The following is a 17,623-nucleotide window of genomic DNA, read 5'->3' as shown; positions in this document are numbered from 1 at the left end:
GTTTTAGCGAGGCGTTTTAGTTGAGTAGATAGGTTAATTGTGTTATCGAGGGAATGAGAATCATCATGACAAGAGAAGGGAGAAAGCATCCTAATAGAGGCATTAAAAGTTTTAAGTTTAGGGTAGCAGTAAGTTGTTGGATATGTTGTTCTCGTTCGCGGTGATGTTGTTCTATTTCATCAAGTAAGCCCTTTTCTAATTCATGACCAAAACGATATTGGCTTTTTAATAAAATAACCAATCTTTCCAGCCCAATATGAGGATTACGTTGTAATAGTGTATCTAATACGTGATCCAAGTTGAGACCAGAGCGCAATTGGTGCGAGGCAATCATCCATTCACGTTGTAATACATAACGTTTATCTAAAAAGTGACTTAATCGGTCAATACTCTGTTGAATAGAGAGTCCTGCGCCATTACACAACAGTAATCCTTCTAAAGTAGTAGGTAGACTATGATTAATTTGACGCTGATATAGGTCTTTACGACTGGCTAATAAATTAAGTAAAAATAATGGACTAAATACAAGAAAAATACAGCACCATTCAATATAGCTGTTTCTTTTAATGCATATATTAATTCCACCTATAACGAGTAAGATAATAAAGAGAGTCACATACTGCTTCACGCCACGTTGAACTTTCTCTTGTGATACGTTATTTACCCAACCTCTTTGATATAAAGAGAGAGCAAGGTTACTAGTAAGTGTTTTATTAGATAATAGTTGATAAATGAGTTGATAATTAGTCATCATCACCGACCTTAATATTGGTTAAATATCTTGTCCACACCACACCTGACAACCACAGTAACAATGTGGCAATAAAAAGACTTAATCCTAAATGGCTATGCAATGCCTTAAGCCATAAATCTTGATGTAAATACCAAGTGAGTAGAGCAATTAAGGGGGTGAGCAGTGAGAGAATAACACCGGATGCACGAGCCTCTTTGGTAGACTGTTCAATATGAATTTGAATTTGTTGATATTGTCTTAATTGATATGTCCATTTTTGTAGCAAATGAATAATATCTCCTCCAGTGGTTTCATGGAGCTCAACAATAAAAATAAAACGTTTAAGGAGAGGGTCGTGAAGAGTGTCTTGCCATCGACAAAGAGCGTTAACGAAAGACAAACCTAAGGTCATATCTTGCAAAAGTTGTTCAACTCCCTTTTTTTGTAGTCCATCAATATGTGGAGAAACACTGTCACATGCTTGTCGTAGCGTAAGTCCACTTTTTAAAGAAAAACCAAGCAGATCAAAAAAACGACACCACTCCTCAATTGGTATAGTATAAGAACGACGATGAAAGAGTTTGGTAAGCAGAGATTGAGAATTATTTTTATAGTTGACCGTGTCCAGAGTAAAGCTGGGCAAACTAACAATAGATATATCCTCACCTTGAGATATATGACGTTTAAATAGAACTAGCCCTGTTACCAGACAAAATATAACATTAATAAAAAAGAGAACTGATAAGAGTGTCATAAAACAATTGATTGTTTTTTAGGGTGATATTTTGAATGCTGTTGTTTGTTGATAAATCGATCGCCATCAAAATAAAAAAGACACACTAAAGGGGCATGCCTTTTGGGTTGTATTTCATGAATAGACATAACTCTTCGTCTCCCTTGTTTATCACGCTCAAGATGAATAATGACATCTAGAGTATGAATTAGCTGTTGGTTGAGATTATGGAGGTGCGTACCTTGGTGGCTTTCAATCAATTGTTGAAGTCGAATAAGAGCATGTTCTGCACTATTAGCATGAATGGTAGTCATAGAGCCTGGATGTCCTGTATTCATAGCTTGCATTAAATCCCATGCCTCTCGACCTCGTAATTCTCCAAATAAGATTCGATTGGGCCTCATGCGTAGGGCATTTCTTAGTAGTTGTTCACCGGTAACTTCTCCTGATCCCTCCATATTAGCGGGCCGCGTTTCAAGACTAACGACATGGGGATGGTGAATATTAAGCTCCGCTGCATCTTCAATGGTTATCAATCGTTCTAGCGGATCAATATGTGAAGCAAGAATATTAAGTAAAGTGGTTTTTCCTGACCCCGTTCCTCCACTAATTAAAATATTAGCTCCCAACTTTACGTAGTCATAACATACCTTAGCCATTATGGAGGTTAATGTATCGTGTTCAACTAATGTGTCAAAATTCATTGCCCATTGTTGGTTAAATCGGCGAATAGATAGAATGGGTCCGTGTAGGGCTAGGGGTGGAATAATTGCATTGAGTCTTGATCCATCTTTAAGTCGCGCATCGACCATAGGATGACTCTCATCTAACCGTCGACCAAGAGGAGAAATGATTTTATCAATGGTATGTTTTACATGTTGTTCATTATCAAATGTATCAGAATGAAGGCTTAACAGTCCCTGTCTTTCAACATAAATTTGTTTAGGTCCGTTGACTAATATATCGCTGATAGAGGAATCCTGTAGCAGTGTTTCAAGTGGACCTAAACCTAATATTTCATTCTCAAGCTGTTCAATAAGACAATTGTTATGTTCTTTTGATAGGCTAGGTGAGTACTCTGTCAATGAGTCTTTGATCCATCCTTTTAATACAAAACGTTTGTTCTCTTCCGGTAAAGATGCCAATTGAAGCATACGAGGATGATCAATAATACGTTGGTGGAGTTGTTGACGTAGTTGAATAAGATCCATATTGATATCCTTAATAGAATCCACCTGCAGCTTCAAGGGGACGAATGAGTGTTAATTGATTCATAACAAAATTAAAATTAAGTCCGAATAAAGCAAAGGGGGAGTTTAAGTTTTGACAGGGAGTAACAGCGCCTTGGCATAGCTGCACCTTAACACTACGGATACAAAAGCTATTATTTAACTGGCAATTGGTTTCGTTGTTGCTAGGGGAAAAGTTAGCTGGTAGGGAAATCGTTTCTCCTATTGTGTTAATAAAGTTGATATGTAAGTTATTACTATTTAGTAATGTACTGTTAAATAATAGATTTTGTCCTATGCTATTAGTTGTTAATGTATTTAGTAGTTGTTGAGGTGATACGATTTGAGTGCTTTCTAAACGCGTTGCTCGCCATAAAACCCATTGACTCATTGAGCTGTCCCATGAAACAAGCAATACCTCTAAATAGAAAAAAATAATGAGTAAATAAATAGGGAGAATTAAGGCAAACTCAACTATTACGCCACCTTCTTCTGATGATGTGTTAGCCATGACGAACCCAATTAGAGATACCTTGTATCACCTCAGCGTCACTTAATGTACCTTGGATAGTCACCTCAATATAAGTGGGTGGCATATTATTGGTCACCATGCAATTAGTGGTTGCAAATAATTGTCCCAGAGCGTTATAGCAGTTCACGCCATACTGAAGTGTGAGAAAGGAAGATAATGTACTGTTATAGCTATTCATAGTGGTGAGAGTGGATAGATTGCTTGGCCATTGACTAGCTGAACTAAGAGAGAGTGAGCGGGCAATGAGTTCTGCTTTACTATTTAACTGAAAGCGGTAGCATTCTAAAATGATGCTATGCACAGTAAGCCAGAGTGGCAATAAAAAAAAGGGTAAAACCATAATCATTTCAATAGTCGCACCCCCTCGTTGATGTGTTGTCATTGAGTTAGTCTCGATGAAAAGGGGCTAATCCATCCTGCAACAGCTAAAGAGTGAATCAGCGTTCCTGGATGAAGTGATAATGAGTTACTAAGAATAGATAAAATAATACTTCCTTGCTGATTACCACTATCAACGGCCACATAAATTAAGCCTTGTGGATTAGTAACGGCAATTGTTGCAGGAACAAAAGTACAATTAAGTTGTTGTTGATTAATCACACCATCAAGCGTACTAGATAGGTGAGGGCAGTGACCAAAGCTGATACGTACTTGAGATAAATCGATGGGTGAGTTGAGATGACTATGTTGTAAAACAGTATTAATAACATTAATGGATCGTGTGAAACTTGTATTGGTTTGATCTAGTTCCATAGCTCCTGCTAGGGTAGCATCATCTATTGCTCGATCAAGATCCATTCTTTGTTTGGTAATTTGGCCAATAAACAGCACCATTACAGTTAAGCTTATAGATAAAGGTAAGATAATGAGCGTCAAAATACTAATACTGCCATGTTGTAATGAGTGATGATTGTTTTTCAAGGTATGACTCCACGGATAATCTCTATTGAGGTGGGTCTGACTGGTATTGCTTTATGATGAGAAGGATGCAGAAGTAGTTGTAACTGCCAATCTGAGTGGTTAATAGGTAATAGTGTTAATTGTTGTGCTGAGAGCTTAATTGTTAAGTAAATAGTATGTGTCGTGGTATCTATATGTAGATGTTGTATTTCTACATTGGTAATAAGGTGACTTAGTTGAGTATTGTTTTTTTGTCGATACCATAAATCTATTCTATCCCCTTGCATAACTATATCGGTATCAATCTCTCCTACGTTAATAGTTAAAGTGACTAATCTTGTTTGATGAATTTGATTCTCTATAGAGGTTGATAGGTTTTTTATATTATTAGGGACAATTGGTAACCCTTGATTTACAGGCTCTGTAATGGTTTTATTGATAAGCAATTGACTCTCGGTAAAGTAACTTTTAGGTGCAGTATCAATAGGCCATGTATTTTTTACAAGATCACTCTCTTTAATAATATGCCCTACTGATAAGTCATTTTTAGCGGTATAAAGTGTAATATGAGGAGTGTTTGCAAAAAATACCAAGTATCCAGTAATGAGACTTCCTAATAGAGAGACAATCCATACCCACCACCAGGTTTTATACTGATTTATCATAGAAAGAACGAATTTCATGAGGGGCGGCATTTGTTTTGAGGAGAAAATGATTGATTCATTTTCTCCTAAGCCAATAGTTATACTGCTGCTGCTATAGTGGTTGCAATCGTCGTAAATTTGGCATTTAAGTTACTCCCTAATAAAGTGGTCCCCGCTATAATTGCTAAACCTATCAATGAGGCAATTAGTCCGTATTCGATGGCGGTTACGCCATCTTCTTCTATTAAAAATGAGTGTAATTGTTGATAAAAGCGCTCTACATATTTCATAACATTCTCCAGGTTGACTCATCGTTATTCGATGTTTATTCAGGTTAGTGTTTTTGTAGAGCAGAAAATAGGGACAAAGCTCCTAATTTATGAGGGTGTTATATCCTGAAATTGCTATGACAATTATCTGAACCGCCTCTAAATAGACAGATAGATTTTTTTAATCGCACAACTAACAATTGGCTGATGATTGATATGTTAATACCTAAAAATATTGATGTAATTATCTTAAAATGAAGCATCATAACGAGTCTTATCGTTATTTTTTATTATGAGGTTACTTTGGCGTTATCGCATACTCGTTTTATTCAGGTGAGTCATTTCTATATTAAATAGCCATTTTCTATAGCTATAACCCTATTGTTATTTTGCACAGGTTAGGATGGCATCAATTGGGTATCGGAAGAATTATCTGTCGTTCCAGGGAGAATGCGATTAGAGCTGCTTTGCCTTTTAGCTCTAACTTTTTATAAATTTCAGATAAGTAGTTCCTTATTGTAGAAGGACTTAAATGGATTAGTTGACTCAACTCACGAATGGTGGCATCTGGGTAGCGAACAACATAAGCAATAATTTGTTTTTCACGATTACTTAGCTTTCTTATTAGTACTTCTTCGTGAGAAATATTCTCATCTATATACCCGCTTATGGCTCGCTCCATCAGTCTTAAGCCAAGCTCAGGGGAGAACCAGGGTTTAAGTTGTGCCACTTGTTCTATGGCGCTAATAAAAGTGCCTGGGGTTTCGTTCCAGGATACCACTGCCTTTGCGCCTGCTTTAATGAGTGTCTCCTGTTGTACTAGATTACGATCAGGAACCATGATGAGTAACCCAATATTTTTGTTATGAAGTTGATTTGGTAGATCAAAATTAAATTGAAGTATGCTGGGGTCAGCCACGATAACATGAGGTTTTTTACGTTCTAGGGTAGTTAGAATAGTGTGACTAGGCGGCTCATTTCCCATCCAGTAAAGAGGGCGTTGTGTGCTTTCTATTAAGGAGCGTACACCTAGGATGGCGATGTGATGTTGGCTTGATGCAAACACACGTACTGCAGATGACTCAGACATACTCTCTCTCCGATTTATAAAAAAGTAATAAGTATGATTAGTGTTTTTATGGCATTTATACTATCGACTTTAATGACGAAAGTAATTAAAAGATTTGTAAAGATTGTAAAGATTGGATGGTTTTTCTTGTGATTTATTTAGTCTTTATAAGGATGTAATATTTGGGTATTACACTTTCTAAATGTAGATTAGGCTGTTGTTAAATAACAAATTATTTGACCTAGTTTGTAATAATGATCAGGTTGATTATCCCTCATGAACTCATTGATTGTTCAGACAATTCATGAGGGGTTAATGGTTTAGAATAGCAAACAGTTAGCGTGCTCGCTGGTATTGTGGTGGCGCAAATGGTTTATCTCCTAGCTCAAGGGCTGCGGTCCATGGCCAATGCGGATTTTTTAGTGCAGCACGGGCAATAGCAATCATGTCTGCTTGTTCTGATTTAAGTATAGTTTCTGCTTGTATACCACTTGTGATTAATCCTACAGCCATAGTGGGAATAGAAACCTGTTGTTTAATCGCTTGTGCATGTTCAACTTGATATCCAGGACCAACTGGTATTTGTTGATGCGCAACCAGTCCGCCAGTTGACACATGAATAAATCCTGCACCTAATCGTTCACACTCTTTTGAAAAAACGATACTCTCATCAAGAGTTAACCCACCAGGAGCCCAGTCCACGGCAGAAATTCTCATCCCTACAACAACATGAGAAGATACAGCTTGTTTTACAGCCGCTAAAATTTCTAAGGGATAACGCATTCTATTTTCTAATGAGCCACCATATTGATCTTGACGTTGATTAGAGAGTGGTGAGAGAAACTGATGTATTAAATAGCCGTGCGCGCCATGTAATTCTATTGCCAGAAATCCAGCACGTTCTGCTCGTTTAGCTGCTTGCACAAAGTCTTTTTTAACCTGTTCTAGATCATCCAAGCTCATGGGGTGAGGAGGCATGCCTTCCTCATAAAATTTAATCGCTGAAGGTGCCCAAGTTTGCCATCCGCCCTCTTCGGGTAGATAAGGATTACCTGGCTCCCACGGACGACGCGTAGAGGCTTTTCGTCCCGCGTGAGCCAATTGTATGGCCATTTTTGCTTGGCCATGATGATTGGCAAACTCAATAATATGTTTTAAGGCGGTTTCTTGTTCATCGTTATATAAGCCAAGACAGTAAGGTGTAATTCGTCCTTCAGGATTAACCCCAGTGGCTTCAACGATAACAAGACCTGCACCTGAAATAGCCAGTCTCCCCAAGTGCATTAAGTGCCAATCTTGTGCGACACCATCGACAGCAGAATATTGGCACATCGGAGCAATAACCAAACGATTGGCAAGAGATAGAGGACCCAGCTGGTAAGGGGAGAAGAGTAAACTCATAGTAAACCTCGTTAATTAGTACGTATCCGAATTATATTAATCTATTTTATGAAAAGACAACAGGTCTATCTATGAAGTAGCCTTCTTTTTAACCCACATAGTCAAGACAATACCTGCCATGATGAGAACAATCCCTAATGCATGATATAAATGAACGCTCTCATGCAAAAAAATAAATGCCAATAAGGTGCCAAAAACTGGCATTAAATGTATAAATAAACTGGCTTTTCCAGGACCTATTTCTGCTACGCCACGATTATAGAATACGTAACTTAAATAACCTGGAAAGATGCCCATGTAAATAAGACCAATAATCGTGTTTGGTGAAAAGTGAAGAGTATGGTTTAAGTGATTAATTTCCCAATAAACGGGAGCGATAAGAGTAACTATGCCAATTATCACCATCGCTGACAGTAACAACTGAGGAGTGATCGTCTTGGGTCGATAGTGAAGTAACACTGTATAAAGAGCCCAATCGATAACAGCCACAAGTACCCAAAAGTCACCAATATTCACTTGAATTTGCGTTATTCCGGTCAAATTTCCTTTAATAACAATTGTAATAACGCCAATAAAGGAAATGACGATACCCAGATATTCTCCGGTTGAAAGATTTTTTTTAAGCAATAACCAAGACAACAAAATCGTAGCAATCGGTATGAAAGAATTTAATAGCGCCCCATTGGTGGCCGTGGTGGTTTGTAAGCCAAGATAAGCAAAAGTATTATAGCCTCCAATCCCCAATATACCTAGAGTGAAGAGGATTTTCCAGTGACTAACTAACTGCTCTCGATATTGTTTTAAGTCTCCAAGTGATTGAGGAACTTTGACTTCCTCCCCTCCCTAAAGTGAGGGGATTCCTTCTACAAGACGGTCAAGCCCGACCGCAAGAATGTTCTTACTGGCATTGATATCTCTATCATGCCATGTGCCACACTTTGCACAAGTCCATTCTCTTATTCGCAAACCTGCTCTACCTTTCGGACTATTGCTGTCAATTTGACCGCAACACGAACAAATTTGGGTAGTGTATCGTTCATTTACGATTTCAAAACGACAACCTGCGTTCTCGCATTTGTAAGTCAGTTGTCGTTTGAGTTCAAACCAACCTGCATCGTAAACCGATTTGGCTAGTTTGCCTTTTTTGCTGTTGAATTGTGTTGTTTTCACATCGCCAACCACAATTAGGGCGTTGTCTTTGACTAACCCTGTGGTGAATTTGTGGATTAGGTCTTGCCGTGTGTTTTTGATTTTGGCATGGATAGCCTTGACACGTTTTTTGTTTTTAGCTCGTTGAGCAATGGCTAAATCTTTGGCGTATTTGAGCGTTTGTTTGATTGTGAGCTTGTCACCGTTTGAGGTGGTAGCACTGTCTTTTAAACCTAAATCAATGCCTACACTACCTGTTCCGCACTCGGTTTTTGGGTATTCTTTGACGGTGATACACGCATACCATCGACTACGTGCGTCTTGTACCAGTTCGCAGGTGTTGATTTGATACAGCGATAGATTGTAGCTATCCCACATATCAATGATGAGTTTTTGTCCTTTGGCTAAGGATAGTTGCAAGGTGGATTTTAAGCCCTTTTTGCCTGTGAGATGGGTAGCGATATGCTTAATAGCCGATTGTTTGAATGGTAGCCAACCAAGCGATTTACGCTTTGATTTTGGGTTATTGGTTCGCCATGATAGTTTGGCTTTTTTGAATTGTTTTCTAGATTTGGCGTGGGTTTCGTTGATGGCTTGAATGGTTTGACTATGCAAGCCAAGTAATTCACCGCTACCTTTAGTGTATTCGTTTAGGTCGTAGGCTGAAAAGAATTTGCCAGTTTTTTGCAGATGCTTGTAACTCAAGTCATTGACGTAATTCCACACGAAATTAACCGAACCGCTTAGGCGGTTTAGTTGGTCTGTGTGTTTGTCTCGTATGCGTAGCTTGAGTGTTTTCATAGGTTTAAGTATAATTGGATTTTTATATTTTACAGTTGGTCTAATTATATGTCAAACGATTTAAGACGTGGTAGACACGTTGTTTACAATCTTCATGTGCATTTGGTCTTTGTGGCTAAATACCGCAGAAAAGTATTCACTAAAGAGATTTTAGACGATATGCAGGTTATCTTTGAGGAAGTTTGTTCAAAGTTTGAGGCACAATTAGTTGAGTTTGACGGTGAATGCGACCATGTGCATTTATTGGTGGTTTATCCGCCTAAAGTGGCTATTTCTAGCTTGGTGAATAGCTTGAAAGGCGTGTCTAGTCGGTTATTGCGTAAAAAAGAATATCCGTCTATTAAAGAGCAGTTATGGGGCGATGCGTTATGGTCGCCTAGCTATTTTGCAGGTAGTTGTGGTGGTGCTCCAATTGAGATTATCCGCCAGTACATTGAACAGCAGAATACACCACACTAAACAACTTTCTGTGCGTAAGCATGGTTACGGAGTTGCCTTATATCCACCGCCTGAAGTCGGTGGTTTTACGGCAACGACAGATAAAAAATAGGGGTTTTTAAATAATGATGGTTTCATGAAAAAGCAGATGTCATATCAGTGGCCTGAAATGAATGATCTAAATGGACTAAAAGAAGTTCGACGATACTTTTAGATGGTGCCCGGGGCCGGACTCGAACCGGCACACTGTTGCCAGCGTCAGATTTTGAGTCTGATGCGTCTACCAATTTCGCCACCCGGGCAGTAATCCGTTATTATATTACGATTATGAAACTACGCACAGATGATTTTGATTATTTTTTACCTGAGCATTTAATTGCCCAGACCCCTGTTCACAATAGAACGCAAAGCCGTTTATTGATAGTGGGAGAGACTGTCGATGAGGATCGACATTTTTATGAATTAGACCAATGGTTACAACCTAATGATTTATTGGTGGTAAACAACACACAAGTATTAAAGGCCCGTTTATTTGGTAAAAAAGAAAGTGGCGGCAAAGTTGAGTGTTTAATTGAAAAGGTAGTGAGCTTACAACGCGCGTTAGTTCATTTTCGTGCAAGTCATGCCCCTAAGTCCAATTCTTCAGTCCTCTTTGAGCATGGTATTTCGCTTAAAGTACTAGGACGTGTTGAGGATTTATTTGATGTGGAGTTGATATGCCATAATCCAGATGGTCCACAGGATTTTTTTCAGTGGATGGAACAAGATGGGGTATTGCCTCTCCCGCCTTACATTGAGCGCTCTCAAGCGGAGGAAGACTTAGAGCGCTACCAAACTGTTTACGCCCAAGTTCCAGGTGCCATAGCGGCGCCTACGGCAGGTTTACATTTTGATGAAGAGCTGTTTGCCAGATTAAAAAAAAAGGGAATAAAACGGGCAAGTATTACGTTGCATGTAGGGGCGGGAACTTTCGCGCCGGTAAAAGTAGACTATATTGATGAACATATTATGCATAAAGAGTGGTACCACATCCCTGAAGAGACGGTGCAAGCCATTCACGACTGTCGACGCCAGGGCGGCAGAGTGGTGGCGGTGGGAACCACTAGCATGCGTGCATTAGAGTCAGCTGCCCAACAAGGGAAACTGACGCCAGGTTCTCAGGAGACGGCTATTTTCATTACACCTGGCTTTAAATTTAAAGTGGTTGATATGTTAGTCACTAATTTTCATTTACCTAAATCCACTCTGTTAATGCTAGTCTCTGCCTTTTCAGGATTGAAACGTATTCGACGAGCGTATCAGCATGCTATTCAACAACAATATCGGTTTTTTAGCTATGGTGACGCCATGCTATTGACGCGCAGTGAGGAGCTATGAAGTTTACTTTACATACACAAGATGGCCTGGCACGTCGAGGTAGCATTGAATTAGCCCATGGTGTTGTAGAAACTCCTGTATTTATGCCAGTTGGCACCTATGGTTCAGTTAAAGGCGTATCACCTCATGAATTGGTTGAATTGGGTGCACAAATTATTCTTGGGAATACGTTTCATTTATGGTTACGTCCTGGTTTAGATGTCTTTGAGGAAGTCGGTGGGTTGCATCAATTTATGGGCTGGCATAAGCCTATCTTGACGGATTCAGGGGGATTTCAGGTATTTAGTCTAGGCGCTTTACGTAAGATTTCAGAAGAAGGAGTGACATTTCGCTCACCCATTAACGGCGATCGTTTGTTTTTAACTCCAGAGGAATCAATGCGTATCCAGCGTATTTTGAATTCCGATATTGTGATGGCCTTTGATGAATGTACGCCTTATCCTGCTACTCATGAGCAAGCAAAGCAATCCATGGAACTCTCTTTACGTTGGGCTGAACGCTCACTTAAAGGACATGAAGGAAATAGTAATGCCTTGTTTGGCATCGTTCAAGGCGGGATGTATGAGGACTTAAGAGAAGTCTCAGCCAGTGCTATGGTCGCTATGGATTTTCCAGGTTACGCCATGGGAGGATTATCAGTGGGAGAACCACAAGAAGATCGTGAGCGCATTATGTCTCATACGCCCCAATTGTTACCAACACATAAGCCTCGCTATTTGATGGGTATGGGAACTCCAGAGGATTTAGTGTTAGCGGTAGCCTCGGGTATTGATATGTTAGATTGTGTAATGCCCACAAGAAACGCGAGAAATGGCTGGCTTTTTACTCGTTTTGGGAATATAAAAATCCGTAATGCGCGTTATAAGCATGATCATCAACCATTAGATGAAACCTGTAAATGCTATACGTGCCAACATTTTTCGCGTAGTTATTTACATCATTTGCAACAGGCCAATGAAATTCTGGGTGCGCGCTTAAATACCATTCATAATCTTTTCTATTATCAAGAGCTAATGGCTGATATGCGTTTAGCTATAAGCGAAAAGCGTTTCTTGAGCTTTCAAGAGGAATTTCATGGAAATCGACAACTCCATGGTAAAATAGCAGGATAAGTTTTTTTGATTTTATTTTAAGGGGATAAGCTGTGGCACCTGATCTTGGTATGAATATGGTTTTTATTTTTGTGATGTTTGCTGTGCTCTATTTCATGATGATTCGTCCACAGATGAAACGTCAAAAAGAGCTTAAAGCCATGTTAAGCGCTCTTGGTAAAGGAGACGAAGTGATGGTGTCTGGATTGGTGGGTAAAATTACTGATCTTGATGATAATTATGTTCGTCTTGAAGTGGCTAAAGGAGTGGTTGTTCAAGTTCAACGTGCTGCTGTATCTATTCTTTTGCCTAAAGGCACTTTTAAAAATTAAATAAACATTATGAATAAGTTTCCTCTCTGGAAAAACACCCTAATAGTGGCGGTGCTACTATTAGGTTTTTTTTATACTCTGCCTAATTTTTATGGCCAGTCCCCTGCGGTACAAATTTCAGCCCAAGGAGTTGGCGTAAAAGTTGATTCAGTTTTGATGGCTAAGGTGGAGTCAGATCTCCAAGCCAATCATCTTACTCCTATCCGGGTTAGCCTTGAGGGAGATGGCCTAAAAGTGCGTTTTGCCGATGCAGACACGCAACTTAAAGCCAGAGATATTTTAGATCACACACTCAACCCTGATGAGCATAATGCCAATTATGTAGTGGCACTTAATTTGGTCGCTAATGCTCCCAAATGGATGAGAGATCTTGGTGCGTTACCCATGTATCTTGGGTTAGATTTGTCAGGTGGAGTACATTTTCTCCTGCAAGTTGATATGAAGGTGGCAGTTGATAAGAAATTAGACGGTATGTTGTCTGAAATTCGCACGGAATTAAGAGATCAACGTATTTACTACGACACGATTAAACGAGAGGGGCAGCGTTTAGTATTGGTATTTCATGACCAATCTAGCCGTCAACAAGCACATAAGGTAATTGATAACCTTCTGCAGGATTTTATTGTTAATGACCAAGGCTCTGCAGGCGACAACGAAATTGTGGCTATCATTAAACAAGAGTCGTTGAGTAAAATTCAAGAACAAGCAATTAAGCAAAATATCTTGGCACTTAAAAATCGCGTTAATGAATTAGGTGCAAAAGAACCGATTATTCAACAGCAAGGATTGGATCGTATTATTGTTGAACTTCCTGGCGTACAAGATACAGCGAAAGCAAAAGAAATTATTGGTCGAACAGCTTCTCTTGAAATCCGTTTAGTGGATGAAGATCACGCTAACCCAACTAGCCTTCAAGAGATCCCTCCCTATGGAGATGAGTTGGTTGTTGAGCGCAATGGCTATCCTGTATTTGTTAAGAAAACAGTGGTACTGACAGGTGACGTCATCACTGACGCAGGAGCAGGTTTTGATTCGCAAACTAACCGTCCTTCAGTGAATATTAGTATGGATGGAAAGGGGGCGCGAATTATTCGTCAGGTCTCCCGTGATAATCTGAAGAAACGCATGGCTATTTTATTGATTGAAAAAAATAAAACCGAAGCTATTAGTGTGGCAACCATTCAAGATGAGTTAGGTGCTCGCTTTCAGATCACAGGGTTGAGTTCGCCAAAAGAAGCCAATGACTTGGCTTTATTATTGCGTTCAGGTGCCTTAGCAGCACCGATGGATTTTATTGAAGAGAGAACCGTTGGGCCAAGTTTAGGTGCTGAAAATATTGCTCGTGGCTTTCATTCTACTTGGATAGGTTTTACTGCCATTACCCTATTTATGGTGGCTTACTACCTGTTATTTGGTTTTATTTCTATTGTTGCTCTAGCCTGTAACGTTTTACTTTTAGTGGCAATCTTGTCACTGTTACAAGCTACGTTAACACTGCCTGGTATGGCTGGTATCGCACTAACAGTGGGTATGGCAATTGACGCAAACGTATTAATTAACGAGAGGATTCGTGAGGAATTACGCAATGGGAATTCTCCGGGTGCGGCCATAGCGGCTGGATATGAGCGCGCTTTTGCTACTATTCTTGATTCTAATGTAACAACAGGTATCGCTGGTATTGCTTTATTTGCCTTTGGCTCTGGTCCGGTAAAAGGTTTTGCTGTGGTATTGGTGTTAGGCATTATGACGTCTATGTTTAGTAGTGTGCTGGTTTCACGCGGCTTGGTAAATTTGATTTATGGTTCACGTCGTAAGATTTCAAATTTATCAATTGGTAATGTGAAATGGCATGATCAGAACGACAAAAGTAAAAACAGTAAGGGATAATCTTTATGGAATTTTTCAGAATTAAAAAAGATATCCCCTTCATGAGTTGGGGAAAGATTACTACCACGATTTCTTTAGTTACTTTTTTGATTAGTGTTTTCTTTTTGGTAACGAGAGGATTGAATTTTTCTGTTGATTTTACGGGTGGTACGGTCATGGAAGTGGCTACTACCCATGTGGCAGATGTTAACCGTTATCGTGGTGCTCTAGAAGGATTGGGTTTTCGAGATGCCAATGTGGAGAATTTTGGTACCTCAAGTGAGGTGTTGATTCGTTTGCCTCTAAAGAAAGGCCTAACTAGCGCCAAATTATCTGATCAAGTTTTAGAAGCATTGAAAGTGGTGGATCCGCAGGTAAGTATTCGTCGTGTTGAGTTTGTTGGTCCTCAAGTGGGTGACGAGTTAGTAAAAGATGGTGCCTCGGCATTGTTATTTGTCATATTGGGTATTGTCATTTATTTGTCTCTTCGTTTTAAATGGCGACCCGCTGTAGCAACCATTGTGGCGAACTTACATGACGTTGTGATCATTTTAGGATTCTTTTCTTTTTTCCAATGGGAATTTTCTCTACCGGTACTTGCAGCGGTACTCGCTATTTTAGGTTACTCAGTCAACGAATCTGTGGTGGTGTTTGATCGTGTTCGAGAAAACTTTCGTAAAATGCGTGGTGTGAGTGTCGCTACAGTGATTGATAATGCTATTACGCGTACAATGAGCCGTACTATTATTACTCACGGTTGTACTCAATTAATGGTCACTTCTATGCTGTTTTTTGGTGGTGAGGCGCTTCATTATTTTGCGCTCGCTCTTACCATTGGTATTATTTTTGGTATTTATTCTTCAGTGCTGGTTGCAAGCCCCATTGCAATGTGGCTTGGTATGAATCGTGATGATTTTGTACAGACCACTAAAAAAGCTGAACGTGAAGCTACAGAACCATAGTGGTTGCTTGAGTGATCAGTCATTTATTTTCTTACATAGCGCACCTGGATAGTCATCTGATCGATGCCAGTTCAACCTATGGGCCTGCAGTGTACGGGATTTTATTTCTTATTATATTTTGTGAGACAGGATTAGTTATTTTTCCGTTTTTACCAGGCGACTCACTTCTTTTTGTCGCGGGAGCAGTAGCTGCGATGGGGTCTGCTAATAGTCACGGTTTAAGACTACCTGACTTATTGTTAGTGTTATCGTTAGCGGCGTTTTTGGGAAATGCTGTTAACTTTCAAATTGGTCGTTTTATTGGCCCTAAGGTTTTTCATTGGGAAAAATCTCGTTGGTTTAACCCTCATCATTTAGCTAGTGCCCATGCCTTTTATGAAAAACATGGAGGTAAAACAGTTGTTATTTCCAGGTTTGTTCCACTACTACGTACTTTCGCCCCTTTTGTCGCGGGAGTAGGGGATATGACCCATCAACGTTTTTATTTGTTTAATGCAATCGGTGCGGTATTGTGGGTCAGCTCACTGCTTGTGGCTGGTTACTATTTTGGTAACGTTCCTTTTATTAAGGGGCACCTGACATTAGTTATACTTAGTATTGTAGCGGTTACTTTAATTCCAATCATGTACGCGGGTTTAAAAGCACGTATGCACATGAAGAAAAAGTAACTTTATACTTATTTTTATTGTCAGTTTTTCTATTTAGGCATAAGTTATGGCGCAAACAACTCTAACAGCACTTTCTCCTCTTGATGGTCGTTACGCTTCAAAATGTGACGCACTTCGGGTTTTTTTTAGTGAATTTGGTTTAATTCGCTTTCGCGTACAAATAGAGATTGATTGGCTCATTGCCTTGTCGATGGAACCTGCCATCAATGAATTAGCCCCGTTTTCACAAGAAACTCTTGAGGAATTGGAGAAATTGGTTAAACAGTTTTCTGTGGCTGATGCGGAACAAATCAAAGCTATTGAGACAAGAACGAATCATGACGTGAAAGCCATGGAATATTGGTTACGTGAACGTCTAGCTACAAATACTGAAGTCGTGGCTGCCATGGAATTTATCCATTTTGCTTGTACCTCTGAAGATATAAACAATTTGTCGCATGCACTGATGTTGCAAGGGGCAAGAGAGCAAGTACTGTTACCTCAGCTTAATCAGATAGTTGAATTACTGACTGAGCGTGCGCACCGTTACGCAGAGATGCCTATGTTGTCCCGCACTCATGGTCAAACAGCCACACCAACAACGGTTGGTAAGGAGCTAGCCAATGTAGTGTATCGCTTAAAACGGCAAGTCGAACAATTAAAGAATTTACCTATATTAGGGAAAATCAATGGCGCTGTAGGTAACTATAGCGCTCATTTATCTGCTTATCCGCACTTTGATTGGCCTAAATTTAGCGAACAATTTGTTGTAGGGCATGGACTAACATTTAATCCCTATACAACTCAAATTGAACCACATGATAATCTTGCAGAATGGATGCATACCATTATGCGTATCAACACTATATTGATCGATTTTAATCGAGATATGTGGGGTTATATCTCACTGGGCTACTTCAAACAAAGACCTAAAGAAGGGGAGGTCGGCTCTTCTACCATGCCACACAAAGTGAATCCCATTGACTTTGAGAACTCAGAAGGTAATCTTGGTATCGCAAATGCGCTAATGGCACATTTAGCAGAAAAACTCCCTATCTCACGTTGGCAACGTGATTTAACAGATTCCACTGTACTTAGAAATTTAGGGGTCGGTATAGGGCACTCTTTGCTTGCCTATGAGGCGTGTTTGCGAGGTCTCAATAAGGTTGAATTGGATTCTCAACGTCTAACAGAGGATTTACTCAAGGCCTGGGAAGTGCTGGCAGAACCCATTCAGACTGTTATGAGAAAAGCGGGAGTGGATAATGCCTATGATCGCTTAAAAGAGTTAACTCGGGGACGAGCAATTGATGCCCAAATAATTCAGAACTTTATACAAGGTTTACCGCTCTCAGTGCAAGATAAAGACAGGCTGCTCGCTATGACGCCTACTAACTATTTAGGAAAAGCGATTGAATTGGCTAAAAAAGTGTAACTTTTTAAGGAAATA

19 protein-coding genes, 1 tRNA gene and 1 pseudogene are annotated in these 17,623 nt (G+C 39.7%); 8 read left to right on the top strand and 13 right to left on the bottom strand.

All coding sequences use genetic code 11. The features are described from left to right. Nucleotides 1-16: 16 nt before the first annotated feature. From FV185_RS08620 to FV185_RS08565, 12 genes and pseudogenes are all read right to left on the bottom strand, one after another. Entirely contained in the window at nt 17-754 is a 738-nt protein-coding gene (locus tag FV185_RS08620) for a type II secretion system F family protein (protein ID WP_067496524.1), read from the bottom strand. Further along, nucleotides 744-1,487 carry a type II secretion system F family protein gene (locus FV185_RS08615; RefSeq protein ID WP_067496521.1) on the bottom strand — a complete coding sequence of 248 codons (744 nt, stop codon included), beginning with the start codon at nt 1,485-1,487 and terminating at the stop codon, nt 744-746. The genes FV185_RS08620 and FV185_RS08615 overlap by 11 nt, the downstream gene beginning before the upstream one ends. Continuing rightward, a complete protein-coding gene (locus FV185_RS08610; RefSeq protein WP_067496518.1) occupies nt 1,484-2,677 on the bottom strand; it encodes a CpaF family protein in 1,194 nt (397 codons plus the stop codon). The genes FV185_RS08615 and FV185_RS08610 overlap by 4 nt, the downstream gene beginning before the upstream one ends. A gap of 10 nt (nt 2,678-2,687) precedes the next feature. After that, on the bottom strand, nt 2,688-3,206 hold the full coding sequence (locus FV185_RS08605; protein ID WP_067496515.1) for a TadE/TadG family type IV pilus assembly protein: 519 nt from the start codon (nt 3,204-3,206) through the stop codon (nt 2,688-2,690). Further along, a complete protein-coding gene (locus tag FV185_RS08600) occupies nt 3,199-3,609 on the bottom strand; it encodes a hypothetical protein (protein ID WP_067496512.1) in 411 nt (136 codons plus the stop codon). Before FV185_RS08600 ends, FV185_RS08605 begins: the two co-directional genes overlap by 8 nt. Continuing rightward, nucleotides 3,606-4,148 (bottom strand): pilus assembly protein TadG-related protein, encoded by a 543-nt coding sequence (locus FV185_RS08595; protein WP_067496509.1) that lies wholly within the window; start codon nt 4,146-4,148, stop codon nt 3,606-3,608. The genes FV185_RS08600 and FV185_RS08595 overlap by 4 nt, the downstream gene beginning before the upstream one ends. Continuing rightward, nucleotides 4,145-4,792 (bottom strand): SAF domain-containing protein, encoded by a 648-nt coding sequence (locus FV185_RS08590; RefSeq protein WP_197457849.1) that lies wholly within the window; start codon nt 4,790-4,792, stop codon nt 4,145-4,147. The genes FV185_RS08595 and FV185_RS08590 overlap by 4 nt, the downstream gene beginning before the upstream one ends. A 77-nt stretch (nt 4,793-4,869) precedes the next feature. After that, on the bottom strand, nt 4,870-5,061 hold the full coding sequence (locus FV185_RS08585) for a Flp family type IVb pilin (protein ID WP_067496503.1): 192 nt from the start codon (nt 5,059-5,061) through the stop codon (nt 4,870-4,872). Nucleotides 5,062-5,449: 388 nt separating this feature from the next. Next, nucleotides 5,450-6,130 (bottom strand): response regulator transcription factor, encoded by a 681-nt coding sequence (locus tag FV185_RS08580; RefSeq protein WP_067496499.1) that lies wholly within the window; start codon nt 6,128-6,130, stop codon nt 5,450-5,452. A gap of 315 nt (nt 6,131-6,445) precedes the next feature. Next, complete coding sequence (locus FV185_RS08575; RefSeq protein ID WP_067496496.1) at nt 6,446-7,510, bottom strand: NADH:flavin oxidoreductase/NADH oxidase; 1,065 nt, start codon at nt 7,508-7,510, stop codon at nt 6,446-6,448. Between the two features lie 69 nt (nt 7,511-7,579). Next, a pseudogene (locus FV185_RS08570) lies at nt 7,580-8,296 on the bottom strand (DMT family transporter); the annotation flags it as partial. 57 nt (nt 8,297-8,353) lie between these two features. After that, nucleotides 8,354-9,460, bottom strand: a complete 1,107-nt coding sequence (locus tag FV185_RS08565) for an RNA-guided endonuclease InsQ/TnpB family protein (RefSeq protein WP_067496489.1) — start codon at nt 9,458-9,460, stop codon at nt 8,354-8,356. A gap of 48 nt (nt 9,461-9,508) precedes the next feature. On the opposite strand from FV185_RS08565, the gene tnpA reads away from it, so the two are divergent. Further along, on the top strand, nt 9,509-9,919 hold the full coding sequence (gene tnpA, locus FV185_RS08560) for an IS200/IS605 family transposase (RefSeq protein ID WP_067496484.1): 411 nt from the start codon (nt 9,509-9,511) through the stop codon (nt 9,917-9,919). Between the two features lie 194 nt (nt 9,920-10,113). Here tnpA and FV185_RS08555 read toward each other — a convergent pair. Next, a tRNA-Leu gene (locus tag FV185_RS08555) sits at nt 10,114-10,200 on the bottom strand. A 25-nt stretch (nt 10,201-10,225) separates the two neighbouring features. Here FV185_RS08555 and queA point away from each other — a divergent pair. Genes queA through purB form a run of 7 tightly spaced genes read left to right on the top strand, consistent with a single transcriptional unit; the run spans nt 10,226 to nt 17,608 of the window. After that, the gene (gene queA, locus FV185_RS08550) at nt 10,226-11,275 is read left to right on the top strand and encodes a tRNA preQ1(34) S-adenosylmethionine ribosyltransferase-isomerase QueA (RefSeq protein WP_067496766.1); all 1,050 of its coding nucleotides are present in this window, start codon (nt 10,226-10,228) and stop codon (nt 11,273-11,275) included. Next, nucleotides 11,272-12,387: a tRNA guanosine(34) transglycosylase Tgt gene (gene tgt / locus FV185_RS08545; RefSeq protein WP_067496481.1), complete on the top strand. Its 1,116-nt coding sequence runs from the start codon at nt 11,272-11,274 to the stop codon at nt 12,385-12,387. The genes queA and tgt overlap by 4 nt, the downstream gene beginning before the upstream one ends. A gap of 50 nt (nt 12,388-12,437) precedes the next feature. After that, nucleotides 12,438-12,698 carry a preprotein translocase subunit YajC gene (gene yajC, locus FV185_RS08540; RefSeq protein ID WP_067496763.1) on the top strand — a complete coding sequence of 87 codons (261 nt, stop codon included), beginning with the start codon at nt 12,438-12,440 and terminating at the stop codon, nt 12,696-12,698. A 9-nt stretch (nt 12,699-12,707) separates the two neighbouring features. Next, nucleotides 12,708-14,585: a protein translocase subunit SecD gene (gene secD, locus FV185_RS08535; RefSeq protein ID WP_067496478.1), complete on the top strand. Its 1,878-nt coding sequence runs from the start codon at nt 12,708-12,710 to the stop codon at nt 14,583-14,585. A gap of 5 nt (nt 14,586-14,590) precedes the next feature. Further along, nucleotides 14,591-15,526 carry a protein translocase subunit SecF gene (gene secF, locus FV185_RS08530; protein WP_067496475.1) on the top strand — a complete coding sequence of 312 codons (936 nt, stop codon included), beginning with the start codon at nt 14,591-14,593 and terminating at the stop codon, nt 15,524-15,526. A gap of 11 nt (nt 15,527-15,537) precedes the next feature. Then, entirely contained in the window at nt 15,538-16,194 is a 657-nt protein-coding gene (locus tag FV185_RS08525; protein ID WP_067496472.1) for a VTT domain-containing protein, read from the top strand. A gap of 46 nt (nt 16,195-16,240) precedes the next feature. Continuing rightward, nucleotides 16,241-17,608, top strand: a complete 1,368-nt coding sequence (purB, locus tag FV185_RS08520; RefSeq protein WP_067496469.1) for an adenylosuccinate lyase — start codon at nt 16,241-16,243, stop codon at nt 17,606-17,608. Nucleotides 17,609-17,623: the final 15 nt, after the last annotated feature.

Origin of the sequence: Ferrovum sp. PN-J185 (assembly GCF_001581925.1) — a bacterium.
In the GTDB taxonomy this organism is placed as follows: Bacteria; Pseudomonadota; Gammaproteobacteria; order Burkholderiales; family Ferrovaceae; genus PN-J185.
The sequence above is the reverse complement of the archived record's forward strand: the minus strand, read 5'-3'. Positions and strand labels throughout refer to the sequence as shown.

Coding starts and splice junctions, on each gene's coding strand:
- FV185_RS08620 (WP_067496524.1), bottom strand. CDS start 754: ATGATGACTAATTATCAACTCATTTATCAACTATTATCTAATAAAACA.
- FV185_RS08615 (WP_067496521.1), bottom strand. CDS start 1,487: ATGACACTCTTATCAGTTCTCTTTTTTATTAATGTTATATTTTGTCTG.
- FV185_RS08610 (WP_067496518.1), bottom strand. CDS start 2,677: ATGGATCTTATTCAACTACGTCAACAACTCCACCAACGTATTATTGAT.
- FV185_RS08605 (WP_067496515.1), bottom strand. CDS start 3,206: ATGGCTAACACATCATCAGAAGAAGGTGGCGTAATAGTTGAGTTTGCC.
- FV185_RS08600 (WP_067496512.1), bottom strand. CDS start 3,609: ATGACAACACATCAACGAGGGGGTGCGACTATTGAAATGATTATGGTT.
- FV185_RS08590 (WP_197457849.1), bottom strand. CDS start 4,792: ATGATAAATCAGTATAAAACCTGGTGGTGGGTATGGATTGTCTCTCTA.
- FV185_RS08585 (WP_067496503.1), bottom strand. CDS start 5,061: ATGAAATATGTAGAGCGCTTTTATCAACAATTACACTCATTTTTAATA.
- FV185_RS08580 (WP_067496499.1), bottom strand. CDS start 6,130: ATGTCTGAGTCATCTGCAGTACGTGTGTTTGCATCAAGCCAACATCAC.
- FV185_RS08575 (WP_067496496.1), bottom strand. CDS start 7,510: ATGAGTTTACTCTTCTCCCCTTACCAGCTGGGTCCTCTATCTCTTGCC.
- FV185_RS08565 (WP_067496489.1), bottom strand. CDS start 9,460: ATGAAAACACTCAAGCTACGCATACGAGACAAACACACAGACCAACTA.
- tnpA (WP_067496484.1), top strand. CDS start 9,509: ATGTCAAACGATTTAAGACGTGGTAGACACGTTGTTTACAATCTTCAT.
- queA (WP_067496766.1), top strand. CDS start 10,226: ATGAAACTACGCACAGATGATTTTGATTATTTTTTACCTGAGCATTTA.
- tgt (WP_067496481.1), top strand. CDS start 11,272: ATGAAGTTTACTTTACATACACAAGATGGCCTGGCACGTCGAGGTAGC.
- yajC (WP_067496763.1), top strand. CDS start 12,438: ATGAATATGGTTTTTATTTTTGTGATGTTTGCTGTGCTCTATTTCATG.
- secD (WP_067496478.1), top strand. CDS start 12,708: ATGAATAAGTTTCCTCTCTGGAAAAACACCCTAATAGTGGCGGTGCTA.
- secF (WP_067496475.1), top strand. CDS start 14,591: ATGGAATTTTTCAGAATTAAAAAAGATATCCCCTTCATGAGTTGGGGA.
- purB (WP_067496469.1), top strand. CDS start 16,241: ATGGCGCAAACAACTCTAACAGCACTTTCTCCTCTTGATGGTCGTTAC.